Consider the following 17,178-nt stretch of genomic DNA (forward strand, 5'->3'; position numbering starts at 1 on the left):
GTTGCCAGCCATGAATGCCATAGGAGAAACAGCGATGGATCTGAGGGAATCGCCCGAGCAGCAGGAGCTCCGCAAGGAGTTGCGCGCGTACTTCGCGGCGCTGCTGCCGGAAGAGAAGCGTCGCGCGGCCGGCGAGCAAGGTGTGGGTGGCGAGTACTTCCGCGAGATCGTGAAGTTGCTGGGCAAGGACGGTTGGCTCGGTATCGGCTGGCCCAAGGAATTCGGTGGACAGGGACGCTCCATCGAAGAGCAGTTCGTGTTCTTCGACGAGGTTCAGCGCGCAGGTCTGCCGTTTCCCTTCGTGACGGTCAATACCGTCGGACCGACGTTGATGAAGTACGGCACCGAAGAACAGAAGGAACGTTTCCTGCCCGGCATCCTGGCCGGCGACATCGTCTTCGCAATCGGGTACACCGAGCCCGAGGCCGGCACCGACCTCGCGTCACTCAAGACTCGTGCGGTTCTCGACGGTGACGAGTGGATCGTCGACGGCAACAAGATCTTCACCAGTGGCGCCAACACTGCCGACTACGTGTGGCTGGCCTGCCGCACCGACGCGGATGCCCCCAAGCACAAGGGAATCTCGATCCTGATCGTCCCCACCGAGGATGCAGGCTTCGAGTGGTCACCGATCAACACCGTCGGCGGCTTGATGGTGACGTCCACGTACTACTCCGGCATTCGAGTTCCGTCGAAGGACGTTGTGGGCGAGGTCAACGGCGGCTGGCAGCTCATCACGGCTCAGCTCAACCACGAGCGAATCGGCCTGGCGGCCATCGGTGGTCGCACGTACGGTCTGTGGAACCTGGTCCTGGACTGGGCCAAGGAAAACGGCGCCATCGACATCCCGTGGGTGCAACAGGACTTCGCTCGCACACACGCCAAGCTCGAGGCCATGCGACTGCTGAACTGGAAGATGACGGCAGCCGTCGCACAGGACACGCTCTCCGGAGCCGACGCCGGTGCCACCAAGACGTACGGGACCGAGACTCACGTCGACGTCTACCGCACCCTGCTCGGAATTCTCGGCTCCGCCGGACGCATCCGTCCCGAGTCTCCGGGCGCTTTGCTTGCCGGTCAGATCGAGCAGATCTCGCGTCAGGGTGTCGTGAACACCTTCGGTGGCGGCGTCAACGAGGTTCTGCGTGACATGGTCGGCACCATCGGCTTGGGACTCGTTCGCGAAAAGAGGGTCAAGTGAGCGACATTTCGGCGCAACTCGACGCTTTTGTCGGCCAGACGCTTGTTCCCACCACCTGGGGACCCGACGAGGTCAACATCCCCATGATCCGGCATTGGGCCGAGACCATGGGCGATACCAACCTCGTCTACCTCGACGACGAAGCTGCCCGCGCCACCGGCCGTGACGGCGTCGTCGCTCCCGCTCAGATGCTTCAGGTCTGGATCATGCGGACCTTTACCGACAAGATGGCGGGCAACGACCCGTCGCAGGTGTGGACCGATCTGATCGCCACCCTCGACGCAGCCGGCTACAGCTCTGTCGTGGCCACCGATTCCGATCAGGAGTTCTTCGCCGAACTGCGCCCAGGCGATCGCGTTAACTACACCGAGGTCATCGAGTCGATTTCGCCGGAGAAGAAGACCGGCCTCGGTGTCGGACACTTCGTCACGACGCTCAAGACCTACCGCAACGGTGACGATCAGGTTGTCGGCACCCAGCGGTGGCGGACGCTGCGGTTCAAACCTCAGGAATCTGCTGCGCCCGAAGCTCCTCGTGCACTGCGTCCGCGTCCGGCTCTCAACGCGGACAACGCTTTCTGGTTCGAAGCAGCCAAGGAGCACCGTCTGGTGATCCAGCGCTGTACGTCCTGCAAGACGTTGCGTCATCCCACCGGCCCGATGTGCGGGGAGTGCCGGTCACTCGAGTGGGACACGATCGACGCGTCGGGTCGTGGCACGGTGTACAGCTTCGTGGTCAATCACCACCCCAAGATCGACGCGTTCGACTACCCGCTGATCGTTGCGGTAATCGAACTCGAAGAGGGAACCCGATTGATCGCCAACATGGCGGGTATCGCGCCCGAAGATGTCGTGGTCGACATGCCCGTGGAACTTGACTGGATCGACGCCGACCCGGATCTGACGCTTCCCGCGTTCCGGCCGGCCGTACGCGAGGAGCACTGATGGACTTCAATTTCAGCGAAGAGCAGGAAGCAATTCGCGCACTGGCCGACGAGGTCTTCACCAGCAAGGCAACGATCGAGCGCACCAAGGAGATCGAACTCTCCGCCGAGCGCGTCGACCGTGAACTGTGGCGCGAACTCGCGAGCACCGGCCTGCTCGGTATCGCCCTGCCGGAGGAGTTCGGCGGCGGTGGCCTCGGCTTGTCCGAGCTGTACGCACTGCTCGAACAGCAGGGACGTCACGTTGCGGCCGTGCCGATCTGGGAAACGACCCTTGCAGCATTGGCTGTCAACGAATTCGGCTCTGATTCCCTTCGCGCCGAACTCCTTCCGGGAGTTGCCGACGGCAGTCGATTCCTGACCGTCGGTCTCGAAGAGTTCGGTCCGTACACTGGCGGCGACCCACTGACCACGGCTGAGCAGGACGCCGACGGCAATTGGACTCTGACGGGTGAGAAGGCAGTAGTGCCGATGACTCACGTCGCGAACCTTGCTCTCGTTTCGGCAACCGCTTCCACTGGTACGGCACTGCTGCTGGTCGACCTGAGTGCCGAGGGAGTGACGCTCGAACAGACGCAGTCCACCAGTTGGGAGATCTGTGCCAACGTCACCTTTGCCGGTGCCCCCGCGCAGCTGATCGGTGCGGCTGACGGCACCACGGTTCCGTGGCTGATCGACCGCGTTCAGCTGGCATTGGCCGCAATCCAATGGGGCGTCGGGTCGGGTGCAGTCGCGCAGGCCGTCACGTACCTGAACGGCCGCAAGCAGTTCGGCCGTCCGCTGGCGACCTTCCAGGCCGTCAATCATCAACTCGCTGACTGCTACATCGATCTCGAAGCGATGCGCGTGACACTGTGGCAGGCCGCCTGGCGCATCTCCGAGGGACTGGATCTCGGCACCTCGGTACTGGTCGCCAAGTGGTGGGCTACCGACGGCGGACAGCGCGTCGTGCATCGCACCACGCATGTTCACGGCGGCATGGGCGTCGACACCGACTACCCGGTTCACCGTCACCTGTTGTGGGGCAAGCAGATTGCTGCCACCCTCGGTGGTTCCAGCTCCGATCTGGCGCGTCTGGGTGCGCAGCTCGCATCCGGTGTGGAGGTGCTCGCATGACCGTACTTGCCGGTCGCAGTTACGCAGACGTCGTTGTCGGAGAGGCATTGCCCGAGTTGGCGATCCCGCTGACCCGCACGTTGATCGTCGCCACGGCAATCGCCACTCGCGATTTTCAGGACGTGCACCACGATCCGAGCCTGGCCCAGGAGCGTGGCTCGAAGGATGTCTTCATGAACATCCTCACGAGCAACGGTCTTGTCGGTCGATACGTCACGGACTGGGCCGGATCTGCATCGACCCTGCGCCGCATCGCCATTCGTCTCGGGGCGCCCAACTACCCGGGTGACACCATGACGATGACCGGTGAGGTCGTGTCCAAGGAAGACGGAGTGGTCGTGGTCAAGGTGCAGGGTGCAAACAGCCTCGGCAACCATGCATCCGGCACCGTCGCAGTCGCTTTCAAGGAAGAGGAGAGGCCCTGATGGCGATCAGCCCACTCTCGGGAGCCGCCGCCATCGTCGGCATCGGATCCACCGAGTTCTCCAAGAACTCCGGCCGCACCGAACTGCAGTTGGCGTGTGAGGCCATCGTCGCGGCACTCGCTGACGCCGGTATCGATCCGTCCGAGGTCGACGGTCTGTCCACCTACACGTCGGAGACGAACGGCGAAGCGATCGTGGCTCGCAACTGTGGTCTCGGCGAGCTGAAGTTCTTCTCGCGCATTCACTACGGTGGCGGCGCTGCGTGTGCCACCGTGCAGCAGGCGGCCATGGCAGTTGCGACGGGTGTTGCCGACGTCGTGGTTTGTTACCGCGCCTTCAACGAGCGCTCCGGTGTGCGCTACGGCCTAGGGCAGCACGATCGCCCCATGGACAGCACCGCGGATCGCGCGGCATATGCGTGGATGACTCCGCAGGGATTGTCGACTCCCGCTCAGTGGGTCGCCATGTTCGCCCGCCGCTACATGCACCAGTACGGTGCGACGAGTGAGGACTTCGGACGAGTTGCAGTGGTGGCGCGCAAGCATGCCGCCAACAACCCGGCTGCTTGGTTCTACGAGCGTCCGATCACGCTCGAGGACCATCAGAACTCGCGCTGGATCGCCGAGCCGCTGCACCTGCTCGACTGCTGCCAGGAAACCGACGGTGGCCAGGCATTGGTCATCGTCTCTGCCGAGCGCGCAAAGGATCTGGCCAACAAGCCCGTCGTCATCAAGGGCGCCGCTCAGGGCAGTAGCAAGGATCAGCACATGATGACCAGCTACTACCGGCCCGACATCTCCGGTATCCCGGAGATGGGCCTGGTTGCTCGTCAGTTGTACGGCCAGAGCGGCCTGACCCCTGATGACATCAACGCCGCGATTCTGTACGACCACTTCACTCCGTTGGTGCTTCCCCAGCTCGAAGAACTGGGCTTCTGCAAGCCAGGCGAAGCAAAGGACTTCATCCGCGAAGGCAACCTCGAGATCGGTGGACGCCTGCCGTCCAACACTCACGGTGGTCAGGTCGGCGAGGCGTACCTGCACGGTGTCAACGGAATTGCCGAAGGTGTGCGACTGGTGCGAGGCACGTCGACCAACCAGCCCGAGGGCGTCGAAAACGTATTGGTCACAGCCGGAACAGCAGTACCCACCAGCGGTCTCGTTCTCGGCGCTGTTTGAGAGGGGAAAAGACAGTGACAACTTCGAAAGCTGCGAAGACCGCCGGCGATTGGCGTGGAGCCGATCTCGGGACCCGCACCGTGTCGTACACCGAGCGCGACGCGATCCTGTACGCACTTGCCGTGGGCGCCAAGGCGACCGAGCTGGACCTCGTCTTCGAGGATCAGCTTCGGGTACTGCCGACCTTTGCTCTGACGCTGGCGCAGTGGGCTCCCGACGCTCTGGGTTCGGCGGGCGCCTTCGACACCTCGACGGCACTGCACGGCTCGCAAGAGCTGAAAGTGCTTGCTCCGCTTCCGCGTAGCGGTGACGTGACCTTGAAGGCTTCGGTCGGCGAGGTGTGGGACAAGGGCGCAGCGGCCGTGTTCGAAGTGAAGGTGGAGTGCGAATACTTCGTCGCGACCTGGTCACTTTTTGCCCCCGGTGCCGGTGGATTCGGCGGAGAACGTGGACCCTCACGTCCGGCGGAGCCGACCGGCGAGCCTTCGTTGACCGGTGTGTTGACCACAGCGGAGAACCAGACGGCGATGTACCGGCTCCTGGGCGACAAGCACCACATCCACATCGATCCCGAGGCTGCGGCGCGGATCAACCAGCCGCGTCCGATCATGCACGGCCTGTGCACGTTGGCCGCGAGCACGCTCGAGCTTGCCCGGGTCGCCGGAGTGCATCCGGCGGACCTCGTGAGCCTCGAGGGTCGATTCGCTGCGGCAATCCATCCGGGTGAAGCGCCGTCCATCGTTGCGTGGGGAACTCCCGACGACCTGGCCTTCCAGGTCACCAAGGGTGATCAGGTAGCGATTTCCGGTGCACGAGTGAGCTTCTCCGCTCGCTAGTCCCTCCAGACTCAACTGCGGGGTGCTTGACCCCTCGTCGCGCCCCGCAGTTGTTCACACGAAGAAGCAGCCCCCGAGCGAATCCGCTCAGGGGCTGCTTCGTATTTGTTTCAATCCTGGTGGGTCGCCATGTAGCGAGCCGGGTACTCACCGCCGCCGTGAACGGCGATGTCGGCGCCGTTCACGTACGAGGAGAGCGGGCTCGCCAGGAACAGGCAGGAGTTGGCGATATCGGCCGGCACGGCCATGCGCTCCATCGGAATGGTCCTGGTGACCGCAGCGCCGCCGTCGGCGCCGTAGACCTCGGCGGCAGCCTCGGTACGGATCAGGCCGGTGGTGATGTGGTTGATCCGGACCTTCGGCGCCCATTCGAGGGCCAATGCCTTGGTCAGAACGAGGAGGCCTGCCTTGGCTGCGCTGTACGCCGCGGTTCCGGGCTGCGGGTCGATCGCCGAGACACTGCCGATGTTGATGATGGCACCGCCGTCGTCCTGAGTCTGCATCACTGCATTTGCGGCCTGGGCAACGTTGAAGGGTGCCAACAGGTTCAGGGCCACGATCTTCTCGACGAAGCGGGGTGACACCGTCGCAGCATCGGCATCGGGGGAGCCGCCGGCGTTGTTGACCAGGACGTCCAGACGGCCGAAGCGCTCGACGGCATCCTGGACGAGGGCTGCGGCGTCGGCGGGATCGCGGACGTCCGTGGCGCGAAAGGCTGCGCTACGACCGTCGGCGGTGGGTAGGTTTTCGGGCTCGTTACGGCCACAGACCAGCACGTTCGCACCCGCGGCGAGGAAGGTTTCGGCGATGACGTAGCCGATGCCTTTGGTGCCGCCGGTGACGATCACCGAGCGTCCGCTGAAATCGACGGGGTTGGGCAGTGTCACGGTGGAGCCTTCCTGGTGCGGTGCCGAGCTGAATTGCCGCCCAATGTGATTGACGCGACGTGGTCGCACACCTTAGGGTCAAGCAAGTGCTTGGTTGTTTTGTAGGTCGAGTGTAGACGACAAACAGCGGCAGTCACCAGAATCGACCGGTCCCTCCCGCAAAAGGGACCTCTGCGTCGACGGACATTGGAGTAGTCACATGGGCAAGCTCGAAGGCAAAGTCGCACTCATCACCGGTGCGGGTCAGGGAATCGGGCAGGGGATTGCCCTGGCCTTGGCCAAAGAGGGCGCCGTGATCGCCGTTGCCGGCCGCACCGAATCCAAGTTGCACACCACGTGCGGACTACTGGCTGACATCGGTGCGCGCGGTGAGGCGGTGGTCTGCGACGTCAGCAAGAAGGACGACATCACCGACGCCGTGGACCGTACCGTCGAACTGTTCGGCGGAATCGACATCCTGGTCAACAACGCCAACGACTGCAAGCCCGGCCCACTCTTGAGCGTGCTCGACGAAGACTTCGAGCGTTCCTTCGCGACGGGGCCGCTCGCCACCCTGCGCATGATGCAGGCGTCGTACCCCCACATGAACAGTCGTGGCGGTGGCGTCATCATCAACATGGTCACCTCGGCGGCGGTGCGCTGGGATGCCAGTAACTACGGCGCTTACGGTTCCATCAAAGAAGGCATGCGCTCGTTGACCCGCGCTGCGGCCTGTGAATGGGGCAAGGACAACATTCGCGTTCTCAATGTTGCCCCGCACGCCAAGACTCCCGCGTTGCAGTGGTGGATGGACAAGAATCCCGAAGAGGCAGCGGCATTTGTCGCAGGTATTCCGCTGGGACGCGTCGGAGACCCCGAGACCGACATCGGTCGTGCCGTCGTCTTCCTCGTCAGCGAAGACGCCGGGTATCTCACGGGTGCCACGATCCCGCTCGACGGCGGCCAGTCGCGCTGGGGCTGACCGCCATCGACCCGATCAGGTCATCACGGCGCCGCCGTCGACGGCAATCGTCTGGCCGGTGACGTTGCGAGCCTTGTCACTGAACAAGAAGGCGACCATCTCGGCGATGTCTCCGGGCGTCTGAGCTCGACCCATCGGAACCATCTGTGCGACAAAAGAATCGAAGACGTCAGCATCGGAAACATCTGTGAGCGAGGGATCGCGTCGACGCAGTTCCTTGATGGTTCGAAGCCACATGTCGGTGAGGATCAGGCCGGGCATGACCGTATTCGAGCGAAGTCCTCGAGTCGCACCGATCCGGGCGACGCTGTGACTCATCTCGATCACGGCGGCCTTCGACGGTCCGTAGTGCGCGAGCATGTCACCGCCCAAGCGGGCACCGATCGACGCGATGTTGACGATCGCTGCCGGACCCTCGGTTCTGCTCACGAATTCGCGGCACATCAGGAAGCTGCCCTTGGTGTTCACCGCAAAGGTGTTGTCCCACTGGTCTTCGGTGATCTCGAGGAACGGAGTGAAGACGCCGATTCCGGCGCCGTTGACGAGTGCAGTCGGGCTTCCGGCCGATGCAGCCACGTCGAAGGCGTTCTTGACGTCACCTTCACGTCGAACATCGCATCGTGCCGTGTGGACTGCTACGCCAAGGCTTTCCAGGCGTGCTGCGGTGTCGGCGAGTGCGGCCTCTTCGATGTCGAGGAGAAGCAGGGTGCCGAAGTCCTCCGCAAGGCGCTCGGCAATAGCGGCGCCCAACCCGGCAGCTGCGCCGGTGACAATGGCTACGGGCGCGCTCACGGCAGGTGCGTTTCGAGCAGTGGGGCAAGCAGTTCGGCTGCGCGCGCCGCCGTGATGACTTCGCTCGGGTCCACCTTGGTCACGACTTTCGAAGCAGAATCTTCGTAGACATGCTCACCGATGAGTCGCCCCTGCTCGTCGTACGGCCAGACAAATGCCAAGGTCCGACGCACGAGATACCAACCGTCGGGGTCGATGTCCGACGACTGTTCGGGGGCTGCGGGGGTGGATCCACCCGATTCGTGCACCGCGCCGAACACCCCGTCTCCCAGAATCGATCCTGGGACGAATTGACTGAAGAGAGTCTCACCCGAGAATCCGCTGTCGGAGACCGCGAAGTCGGACTGTCCGGTCCACATGACAAGGGTGTCCGTCTCGGCGAGTGACTGGTAGAAGTTGGTGACGGCGTCCATGCCGTCGAGGACAATCGACTGCCCGTCTTCGAACAACCGGTAGACGGGTTCTTCGACGGTCATGTCGGGCGAGAGGATTTCCTTGTAACGACCGGAGACCTCGAGCAATGCGTGGCGCCGGTAGTTTCGGAGGATCTTCTGGTGCCGCGGATTGTCGATGGTTTCCAATTGCTTTTCGACGCCATCCATCATGTGGACGAATTCGTGCTCGTACTTGCTCATCACATCTCCTGGTTTCGCGGATTCGGCGGGCTGTCCGGATCTGCGACAACTGTGACCTGACGTGGCATTCGCTGTACATGTAGAACTTCGTTCGACAATTGCCGGTTTGCTTAACTCCGCTGTTCAGATACCGTGATGGTCATCACTTTGCTGGCGAACAGCGGCCTAAGACAACCGAATGGACGGTAATGAAAAAGGCGAGAAGAGGTGAAGATCTGAATCTGCGGTTGGTGTCCTCGTTGCTCGTCGTCGTGGCGGAAGGGCACTTCGGCCGAGCGGCAGACCGGTTGTTCGTCACGGCGCCTGCTCTCAGTCAGCAGATTCGTCGACTCGAGGAACAGGTGGGTGTCGAGTTGGTTGATCGCAGTTCGCACCCGGTGGTGCTCACCGCCGCGGGTGAGGTGTTCGTCGCGGATGCGCGGCCCGCTCTCGAGTTCGCCGTTCGCGCGATGAACGGGCTCGACGCACTCGAGCGTCGGCGGGCCAGGCGGTTGCGGATCGGATTCATCAACGGGGCGGCCGGAAGTTTGGGACGTGCGGTGATCGATTCGTTGCATGCGGAGGTGGAGCTGGTCCAATTGGACTGGTCCCAACAGGTTTCCGCGGTGGCGAGCGCGACCGTCGATGCCGCCTTCGTGCGCCCTCCACTGCCGGTGCTCGACGGTGTGGTGCTCGAACGGATCGGCGTCGAACCGCGGGTGGTGGCCCTGCCTCGAGGACACCGACTGGCGGGCCGTACGAGTATCGAGATTTCTGAAATAGATGGGACTGTGCAGGTTTCGAGTGACGGTGCGCCACCCGAATGGGTGAAATGGTGGTCGGTGGACCCGCGCCCGAGTGGTGTACCCGTCCGGTACGGTCCCTCTGTCCGCACGATGGACGAAGCGCTCGAGGTTGTCGCCAACGGTCGGGCGGTGGTGATAACGGCAGCAACCATTGCCGAGTACTACACCCGCTCGGATATCAGTTTCGTGCGCATTTCCGACATCGAGCAGTGTTCGATCGATCTGTGTACCCGCGAGGGCGACAGCAGTCTGGCAGTGATCGAGCTACGCAAAGCTGTTTCAGCCCTCGGTACCGCCAGGTGATTGCCGTGTCCTGATGTGATGCGCATGTACTCGGATGAAATACGCATTCTTGCCGTCTTCGTTTTAGTCAGATAGACTAAAACTATGAAAACGATCAGCACGGCACTTGAAATCGTCGAGGCAGCACGAGTTTCGGCCGATGTGTTCGGGGGAGACTCCAGCGATCTCGACACCCGTCGCGCTGCAAAGCGTCGTTTTCATCGGCTCGCCTCCGCCATTCATCCGGACCGGGCGAAGCCCGAAGATCGGGTGCGATACTCGGCCGCGACATCTCGGTTGAACGAGCTATACCGCAGTTGGACAGCGGAGTTCGAGCCGGCAGATTCTCGGCCCGTTTATGTCGGCGAGCGGGGCGAGTACACGTTGGGTGGACTGGTAGCGCGCGGCTCGGTCGCTAACCTGTACCGGTCCGATGCCGGTGTCGTACTGAAGATTCCGCGAGACCCTCGGGCGAACTCGATGATCGAGGCCGAACGGAATGTGTTGACGGACATCGAGAATTCGTGCGAAGCCGGTTGGGCAGTCTCGTACTTCCCGCGATTGATCGATCAAATCACCCATGTGGGCAGCGGCACGAGACGTCAGATCGATGTGTTGGACGATCTGACCGAAGGTTTTGTGAGTCTCGCCGACGTCCGTGAGGCGTATCCAGGTGGCCTCGATCCACGGGACTGGGCGTGGATGCACCGACGGCTACTTCGGGCTCTGGCAGCAGCGCATGCGACTGGTTGGGTGCACACGGCGATTACCGCGGAGAACGTGCTGATCGAGCCTGATCGGCACGGGGTGGTGCTGGTCGGCTGGTCCTTTGCCACCCGTACGGGCAGCCGCCCGGTGGCGACGATCGGTTCCGATCGTGATTCGTACCCACCGGAACTCGGCGAAGGAGCGTCTCCGGCCTGGGACGTCTACATGGCTCATCATTTGATGCTCCGAATGCTGGGCGAGCAGACCCACGAACGGATGAAGGCGTTTGCCGACGGCAGCATGCAGGACAACCCGAGATTGCGTCCCGACGCGGTCGACCTACTGGGTGAGTTCGACGAACTCCTCGATCTTCTCTATGGCCAGCGGACATTTCGTCCGTTCGCAGTTCCATCCACGAAAGGACAGTGATTGTCATGGGCTACGGATACTGGGACGACAACACCTATTTGGCGGGCAAGACTTTTCGTGCCGCACGCGGTGTCGACGATTTCGGTTACACCGATTCGCTTCGGTCGCGTCCGCGAAGCAGTTGGAAAGCGGACCCGACCCTCGACCCCTTCGGCGTCGACAAGCGTGAATGCCGAGACTCGGCCGGGCACCCCGATTCTCTCCCGATAGCAGTGCTTTTCGATGTCACCGGCTCGATGGGCGCTGTTCCGCGAATCATGCAGGACAAGCTCGGAAAGCTGCACGGGCTGCTGCAACGCAAGGGATACGCGGATGATCCGCAGATTCTGTTCGGTGGTATCGGCGACGCCGATTCCGATCAGGTGCCACTACAAGTCGGTCAGTTCGAGTCGGGTAACGCGATGGACGAGCAGCTTCGGACGATCTTCCTCGAGGGCAACGGTGGCGGACAGAAGTCGGAAAGCTATGAATTGGCAGCATATTTCATGGCGCGCCACACCAGTACGGATGCCTGGGAGAAGCGCGGAAGGAAAGGCTACCTCTTCATCATCGGCGACGAGCTGAACAAGCCGCGGCTCTCGGCTCGTCACATCCGTTCGGTGATCGGGGACAAGGTACGTCAGGACGTATCGGTCTCGTCGATCTACCGTGAACTCGAAGAAAGATGGAATGTCTACTTCGTTCTGCCAGATCAGTCGTCGTACTTCAACGATCCGGAAATCGCGGATCACTGGAAGAAGTTGCTCGGTGAACGCTTCGTCAAACTCGACGACCCCGCTGCGGTGTGCGAACTGATCGCGCTGACGGTCGGAATCGGCGAGGACCGCATCGACCTGCGTGACGGACTGGCGGATCTCCGCGACATCGGTTCAAGAGCTGAAGCCGAGACCGTCGGCAAGGCTCTCGCTCTAATTCCAGGGCGCAGCACCGCGACGGTGGCCGGGTTGCCCCACGATCTCGGAACCGATACGGACGATGTCGATTTCGCATAGAAGGAGAGCATGATGGAGCCGTTTGAAGACCGCGATATCGTCGTCGTAGACCTCGGGTTCGGAGATGCGGGGAAGGGAGCAACCGTCGATTGGCTTTGCTCCGACCAAGCCGATTTGGGTGTGGCCGCAGTGGTCCGGTTCAACGGTGGGGCACAGGCAGCGCACAACGTGACGGTCGGCGAGCGCCACCACACGTTTTCGCAGTTCGGTTCGGGAACGCTGTCCGGCGTCCCGACGTTTCTCTCGAGATTCGTGTTGGTCGAGCCCATCGCGCTCGCCCGGGAGGCGCGTGCTCTGGAAGCGCTCGGAGTTCGAAATCCGTTCGATTTGATACGGATCGACGCGCGCGCATTGTTGACGACGCCGATTCACGTGGCCGCCAACAGGGCTCGTGAGGATGCTCGCGGCGGTAACCGACACGGCTCGTGCGGCAAGGGGATCGGTGAGACCGCGGCGTATGCGCTCGAAGTTGCGAATGCGCCTACGGTGGGAGACTGCCGGCGACCTGACTCCTTGCGTCGTAAGTTGTCGACGATGGCCACATTTTACGGACCGTTGATCGCGGAGAGTCGCCACGGTTTTCCGCCGATCGACGACATGGTCGACATGTACGCGGAATTCGGTGCCGTCGTGGACATCGCCGACCCGGATGCGCTGGGCGCGTTGGGTGCCCGTGGTCGTCTGGTATTCGAGGGGGCACAAGGTGTCCTTCTCGACGAGTGGCGGGGGTTTCACCCACACACCACGTGGTCGACGGTCGAACCGTCCAACGCGCGAGCGATGATCGACGAGTTGGGCCGGGACAGTTACGTACTCGGCGTCACCCGCACGTACATGACACGACACGGAGCTGGGCCCTTCCCGACGGAGGATCCGGAGCTGGCGAAGGTGTTGCCCGAGCTGCACAACGGGACGGGTGAGTATCAAGGCGGATTCCGGATGGGCCACCTCGACGAGTTGTTGTTGCACTACGCAATCGAGGTGAGCGGTGGCGTCGACGGTTTGGCGCTTACTCATCTCGACGCGATGGATCGCGCGCGGGCTGCAGGCGTCCCGATCCACGGGGTGCACGCGTACGAAGGATTGCCGTTCGTTCCGGTCGGAGAGTGGAAGGATCTCGATCACCAGCAGGCGCTGACAGATTCCCTGAAAGCCGTAGGGGTCGTGCCGAAGGAACTTCCGGCCGACCCGGAGGATTTCGCCCGGTATCTGAGCGAGGAAATGGGTGCGCCGGTAGTGCTGACCGCGAACGGTGCCGACCGGGTCGATCGTCAGATGCGATGCCCAGTGCCTGCATGATGGACGGTGTGGACCAGTCACTTGTCTCGATCGATGTCATCGCGCTCCGGTTCGGCAATCCGGAACCCGGGATGTTGCGATTTGCCGTCACTCCGCGGCAAGCGGAGCCGTACACCGGGCAGTTGGCGCTGCCCGGTGTACTGCTGGGCGCCGGTGAGCGGTTGCAGGACGCCGCCAGGCGAGCCGTGACCACCAAGCTCGGAATTCCCGACGAGAAGATCCTCGTCAGCGGTCAATTGACCGTGTTCGACGAACCCAATCGCGACCCCCGCGGTCCGACGCTCTCGGTGACCATGTGGGCAGTGATCTCGTCGGACGAGGTGCCGGGTTCGGCCGAATGGGTGAGCTGGGACAACCCGGGGGACCTTGCGTTCGACCACAATCGGATAGTCGCCGATACCCGCCCGATCCTTGCTGACACCCTGTTGTGGCGAGATCAGGCATTCACGCGGGCACTACTGGGTCCGTCGTTTCCGGCGTCGTACGCGCTGGCCGTGGCGGAGGAGCTTTCCGGTGTGCGTCCGGACCCGGGCAATTTGAACCGGACGCTCAAAGCGTTGCCAGGGCTGGAACGTACGGACGAACGAGTCCGGGTCAGTGCCACCGGGCGACCCGCGGTGGTCTGGGCGTGGACCGAAAACAGCTGACCTACTTCAGAAGTTGCCCCGCGCGGCCTGCTCACGCTCGATCGCTTCGAACAGGGCTTTGAAGTTTCCCAGTCCGAATCCCAGTGAGCCGTGGCGTTCGATGATCTCGAAGAACACGGTGGGACGATCTCCGATCGGCTTGGTGAAGATCTGAAGAAGATAGCCGTCCTCGTCGCGGTCGACGAGGATGCCTCGCTTCTGCAATTCCTCGATCGGAACTCGAACCTCTCCGATACGCGCGCGCAATTCGGGATCCTCGTAATACGAAGCCGGAGTAGAGAGAAACTCGATTCCTTCGTCGACCAGAGCATCGACTGCTCCGAGGATGTCGTTGGTCGCAAGCGCGAGATGCTGAGCGCCGGGACCTTGATAGAACTCGAGGTACTCGTCGATCTGTGACCGCTTCTTCGCGATGGCAGGTTCGTTAAGTGGGAACTTGACTCGGTGATTGCCGCTCGAGACGACCTTGCTCATCAGCGCGGAGTAGTCGGTGGCTATGTCGCCGCCCACGAACTCGGCCATGTTGGTGAATCCCATGACCCGGTTGTAGAAGTCGACCCACTGGTCCATCTTGCCGAGTTCGACGTTGCCGACGACGTGGTCGAGGGCCTGGAAGATGCGCTCGGGCGCGCCGTCACGCTTGCGGTACGACGACGTCCGTTCGACGTATCCGGGAAGGTAAGGGCCGGTGTAGCGGGAACGGTCGACGAGGGTGTGCCGAGTCTCGCCGTACGTCGCGATGCTGGCCAGGCGAACGGTGCCGTGCTCGTCGGTGACGTCGTGCGGTTCGCTCAACACCGTCGCGCCTTGGGTGATGGCGTGTGCGATGCACTTGTCCACGTCAGGGACGCTGAGCGCGATGTCGCGGATACCGTCGCCGTGACGGCTGTGATGTTCGATCAGCGGACTTGCCGGATCCACAGCACCTTTGACGACAAACCGCACGGCCCCGCTTTTGAGTACAAACGCGTGGTGGTCGCGGTTTCCCGTCGACGGGCCTGAATAGGCCACCAATTCCATGCCGAACGCAGACTGGAAGAAATGTGAAGTCTGCGTGGCATTTCCGACGATCCATTCGAGGCCGTCCCAACCGCTCACGGGGAAGGGATCGTGATCGCTGTCGTACTCGACCAGTCCGACCAGCTGGCGTAATTGCTCCAGATCCAGGCCGGCCAACTGTTCGTCGTCGGTGAGAGTCTGTTCGACGGTCATGGTGAGTCCCCTCTGAGTGCGATGTACACAGCGCGGTGCTCGAGTTATGTTCGGCACTGCCAGTACAAACAGATAAGTCCTTCAGAGGTTGGGTAGTCAACGGAGGTAGTTGAAAGTAGACACAGCGCCGGAATGCGAAGATGGTGGCACTGTTTTGTAGGCAATTTGCATAGTTGAACGACGAGTGGAGCAGACGTGAATCTCGACGCAGTGGATCTGGCTCTGTTGGACGCGATGAACAAGCACCCGAGAGCCGGTGCGTTGGAGCTTTCGCGTCAGGTCAAGGTTGCGCGGGCGACAGTGCAGGCGAGATTGAAAAGGATGGAAGATGCGGGCGTCATCGCCGGATACGCGCCGCACATCAATTTGGCTGCAGCGGGTTTCGGAGTACAGGCATTCGTGACTTTGCAGATCGCCCAGGGGGCGCTCGACACCGTCACAGCGGAACTCGAGGCAATCCCCGGTGTGCTCGAAGCCTTTGCCACCACCGGCTCCGGCGACGTGCTGTGCCGGATTGCCGCTGCGTCGCACGAGGATTTGCAAGCGACGCTGCTCGAACTGAATCGGTCGGGGATAGCCACCCGGTCGACCAGCGTCATGGTTCTCTCGGTTGTGGTGCCACTCCGGTCGATGCCCCTCCTGCAGACTCTGCAGTCGGAGCAGACGACCAAGGCCCCGGCGTACCGACGAGGCGGTCAGTCTCGCTGACGACCCGGAGCCCAGAATCCCAGAACGATCGCGGATACCCACATGATCGAAGCGAGCGTGAGTGCTCCTTGATCCATGCCTTTGATGAAGGCTTCACGGGCGAATTCGGCCAACTGGGCACCCTGCGGCCCGGCTGCTTCGGCGACGTGGAGAGCGGCGGCCAGAGAACCGGATACCGGCTCCTTGGCCGGTTCGGGTAGCAAGTCGACCGCGGGCTGGACGTGATTTCCGTAGCCGGCGGCGAGGATACTTCCCGCCAGTGCAACGCCGATGGCGGAGCCGATCTCACGGGTTGCGTCGTTGACTGCTGAGGCAACCCCCTGTTTGGAGTCCGGTGCGTTGGAGACGATGGCAGCAGTGGCGGGGGTTGTCGACAAACCCAATCCAATGGCGGCCACTACCAAGGGAACACAGACTTCGGCATAGGTCGAACTGGCATCCAAGCGCGTCAGGAGTGCAATTCCGGTTCCGAGGAAGGCAACCCCGGTGGCGGTGAGAGCGCGAAGGCCGATACGCGGAATCAGTAGGGGAGCAACCACGGACAGCGCCATCACCGGCACAGCGATCGGCATCAGGGCGAGCGCCGATTGCAGGGGGGAGTAGTCGAGCACCAGTTGGAGATACTGCACGATCAGGAAGAACAAGCCGAAAGTCGCCAGGAATTGCAGGGTCAGTGACGCTGCGCCGCTGCCGAATGCGCGATTGGCGAACAGTCTCACGTCCAGAAGTGGATGGCGAGTACGTAATTCGACCCAGCTGAATACCGCGGCCATGGCAATTCCGCCGACCAGCAACGCGAGAACTACCGGATCGAGCCAACCACGGGCCGGCGCCTCGATCATCCCGAGGACGAACAGCCCGATCGAGCCGGCGATCAGCGCTGTACCAGGTAGATCGAGTGGAGTTGCCTCCGTGTCCTTCGACGTCACGATCGTGAACGACACCACGAGGATGAGAACTGAGACGACGGCCAGGCTGACGAATATCGAATGCCACGACCATTTTTCGAGGAGCAACCCGGAGACGACAAGTCCGGCGATTGCACCGGACCCTGCGACGCCGGATCAGACTCCGACGGCGCGGGCACGCTGCGCCGGCGGGAAACCTGCAGTGAGTAGAGACAGCGTCGCCGGCATGACAAA

Annotated in this window: 17 protein-coding genes and 1 pseudogene; 13 read left to right on the plus strand and 5 right to left on the minus strand. The window is 62.4% G+C overall.

Going from position 1 to position 17,178, the window contains the following annotated elements:
- The first annotated feature begins 34 nt into the window (after positions 1–34).
- The 6 genes from V3587_RS01890 to V3587_RS01915 are packed head-to-tail and all read left to right on the plus strand — an operon-like array spanning position 35 to position 5,699.
- Positions 35–1,201 carry an acyl-CoA dehydrogenase family protein gene (locus V3587_RS01890; protein WP_003940442.1) on the plus strand — a complete coding sequence of 389 codons (1,167 nt, stop codon included), beginning with the start codon at positions 35–37 and terminating at the stop codon, positions 1,199–1,201.
- Positions 1,198–2,145 carry a bifunctional MaoC family dehydratase N-terminal/OB-fold nucleic acid binding domain-containing protein gene (locus V3587_RS01895; protein ID WP_050656576.1) on the plus strand — a complete coding sequence of 316 codons (948 nt, stop codon included), beginning with the start codon at positions 1,198–1,200 and terminating at the stop codon, positions 2,143–2,145. The genes V3587_RS01890 and V3587_RS01895 overlap by 4 nt, the downstream gene beginning before the upstream one ends.
- Positions 2,145–3,260, plus strand: a complete 1,116-nt coding sequence (locus V3587_RS01900; RefSeq protein ID WP_030537002.1) for an acyl-CoA dehydrogenase family protein — start codon at positions 2,145–2,147, stop codon at positions 3,258–3,260. Before V3587_RS01895 ends, V3587_RS01900 begins: the two co-directional genes overlap by 1 nt.
- Positions 3,257–3,685, plus strand: a complete 429-nt coding sequence (locus V3587_RS01905; protein WP_003940399.1) for a MaoC family dehydratase — start codon at positions 3,257–3,259, stop codon at positions 3,683–3,685. The genes V3587_RS01900 and V3587_RS01905 overlap by 4 nt, the downstream gene beginning before the upstream one ends.
- Complete coding sequence (locus tag V3587_RS01910; protein WP_003940050.1) at positions 3,685–4,863, plus strand: lipid-transfer protein; 1,179 nt, start codon at positions 3,685–3,687, stop codon at positions 4,861–4,863. The genes V3587_RS01905 and V3587_RS01910 overlap by 1 nt, the downstream gene beginning before the upstream one ends.
- A 14-nt stretch (positions 4,864–4,877) precedes the next feature.
- Complete coding sequence (locus V3587_RS01915) at positions 4,878–5,699, plus strand: MaoC/PaaZ C-terminal domain-containing protein (protein ID WP_030537003.1); 822 nt, start codon at positions 4,878–4,880, stop codon at positions 5,697–5,699.
- A gap of 110 nt (positions 5,700–5,809) precedes the next feature.
- Here the strand turns inward: V3587_RS01915 and V3587_RS01920 are convergent, their stop codons facing one another.
- Positions 5,810–6,586, minus strand: a complete 777-nt coding sequence (locus tag V3587_RS01920; protein WP_003940546.1) for an SDR family oxidoreductase — start codon at positions 6,584–6,586, stop codon at positions 5,810–5,812.
- A 199-nt stretch (positions 6,587–6,785) separates the two neighbouring features.
- Between V3587_RS01920 and V3587_RS01925 the strand changes: the two genes are divergently transcribed.
- Entirely contained in the window at positions 6,786–7,547 is a 762-nt protein-coding gene (locus tag V3587_RS01925) for an SDR family NAD(P)-dependent oxidoreductase (RefSeq protein WP_007732643.1), read from the plus strand.
- 15 nt (positions 7,548–7,562) lie between these two features.
- Here the strand turns inward: V3587_RS01925 and V3587_RS01930 are convergent, their stop codons facing one another.
- Positions 7,563–8,339: an SDR family NAD(P)-dependent oxidoreductase gene (locus V3587_RS01930; RefSeq protein ID WP_283376057.1), complete on the minus strand. Its 777-nt coding sequence runs from the start codon at positions 8,337–8,339 to the stop codon at positions 7,563–7,565.
- On the minus strand, positions 8,336–8,974 hold the full coding sequence (locus tag V3587_RS01935) for a hypothetical protein (RefSeq protein WP_007732640.1): 639 nt from the start codon (positions 8,972–8,974) through the stop codon (positions 8,336–8,338). Before V3587_RS01935 ends, V3587_RS01930 begins: the two co-directional genes overlap by 4 nt.
- A gap of 188 nt (positions 8,975–9,162) precedes the next feature.
- On the opposite strand from V3587_RS01935, the gene V3587_RS01940 reads away from it, so the two are divergent.
- The 5 genes from V3587_RS01940 (at position 9,163) to V3587_RS01960 (ending at position 14,116) form a co-directional block, all read left to right on the plus strand.
- Positions 9,163–10,062 (plus strand): LysR family transcriptional regulator, encoded by a 900-nt coding sequence (locus V3587_RS01940; RefSeq protein WP_007732639.1) that lies wholly within the window; start codon positions 9,163–9,165, stop codon positions 10,060–10,062.
- Positions 10,063–10,146: 84 nt separating this feature from the next.
- Entirely contained in the window at positions 10,147–11,178 is a 1,032-nt protein-coding gene (locus V3587_RS01945) for a hypothetical protein (RefSeq protein ID WP_030537004.1), read from the plus strand.
- A gap of 5 nt (positions 11,179–11,183) precedes the next feature.
- The gene (locus V3587_RS01950) at positions 11,184–12,170 is read left to right on the plus strand and encodes a hypothetical protein (protein WP_030537005.1); all 987 of its coding nucleotides are present in this window, start codon (positions 11,184–11,186) and stop codon (positions 12,168–12,170) included.
- Between the two features lie 9 nt (positions 12,171–12,179).
- On the plus strand, positions 12,180–13,469 hold the full coding sequence (locus V3587_RS01955; RefSeq protein ID WP_030537006.1) for an adenylosuccinate synthetase: 1,290 nt from the start codon (positions 12,180–12,182) through the stop codon (positions 13,467–13,469).
- A complete protein-coding gene (locus V3587_RS01960) occupies positions 13,466–14,116 on the plus strand; it encodes an NUDIX domain-containing protein (protein WP_020909123.1) in 651 nt (216 codons plus the stop codon). Before V3587_RS01955 ends, V3587_RS01960 begins: the two co-directional genes overlap by 4 nt.
- Before the next feature lie 6 nt (positions 14,117–14,122).
- Here V3587_RS01960 and hppD read toward each other — a convergent pair whose 3' ends face one another.
- Positions 14,123–15,328 carry a 4-hydroxyphenylpyruvate dioxygenase gene (gene hppD / locus V3587_RS01965; RefSeq protein ID WP_030537007.1) on the minus strand — a complete coding sequence of 402 codons (1,206 nt, stop codon included), beginning with the start codon at positions 15,326–15,328 and terminating at the stop codon, positions 14,123–14,125.
- A 195-nt stretch (positions 15,329–15,523) separates the two neighbouring features.
- Between hppD and V3587_RS01970 the strand changes: the two genes are divergently transcribed.
- The gene (locus V3587_RS01970; RefSeq protein WP_003939810.1) at positions 15,524–16,036 is read left to right on the plus strand and encodes an Lrp/AsnC family transcriptional regulator; all 513 of its coding nucleotides are present in this window, start codon (positions 15,524–15,526) and stop codon (positions 16,034–16,036) included.
- On the opposite strand, the pseudogene V3587_RS01975 reads toward V3587_RS01970, so the two are convergent.
- A pseudogene (locus V3587_RS01975) lies at positions 16,024–17,178 on the minus strand (MFS transporter); the annotation flags it as partial. The gene V3587_RS01970 and the pseudogene V3587_RS01975 overlap by 13 nt on opposite strands.

Origin of the sequence: Rhodococcus sp. IEGM 1306 (assembly GCF_036541985.1) — a bacterium.
Lineage (GTDB): Bacteria > Actinomycetota > Actinomycetes > Mycobacteriales > Mycobacteriaceae > Rhodococcus_F > Rhodococcus_F qingshengii.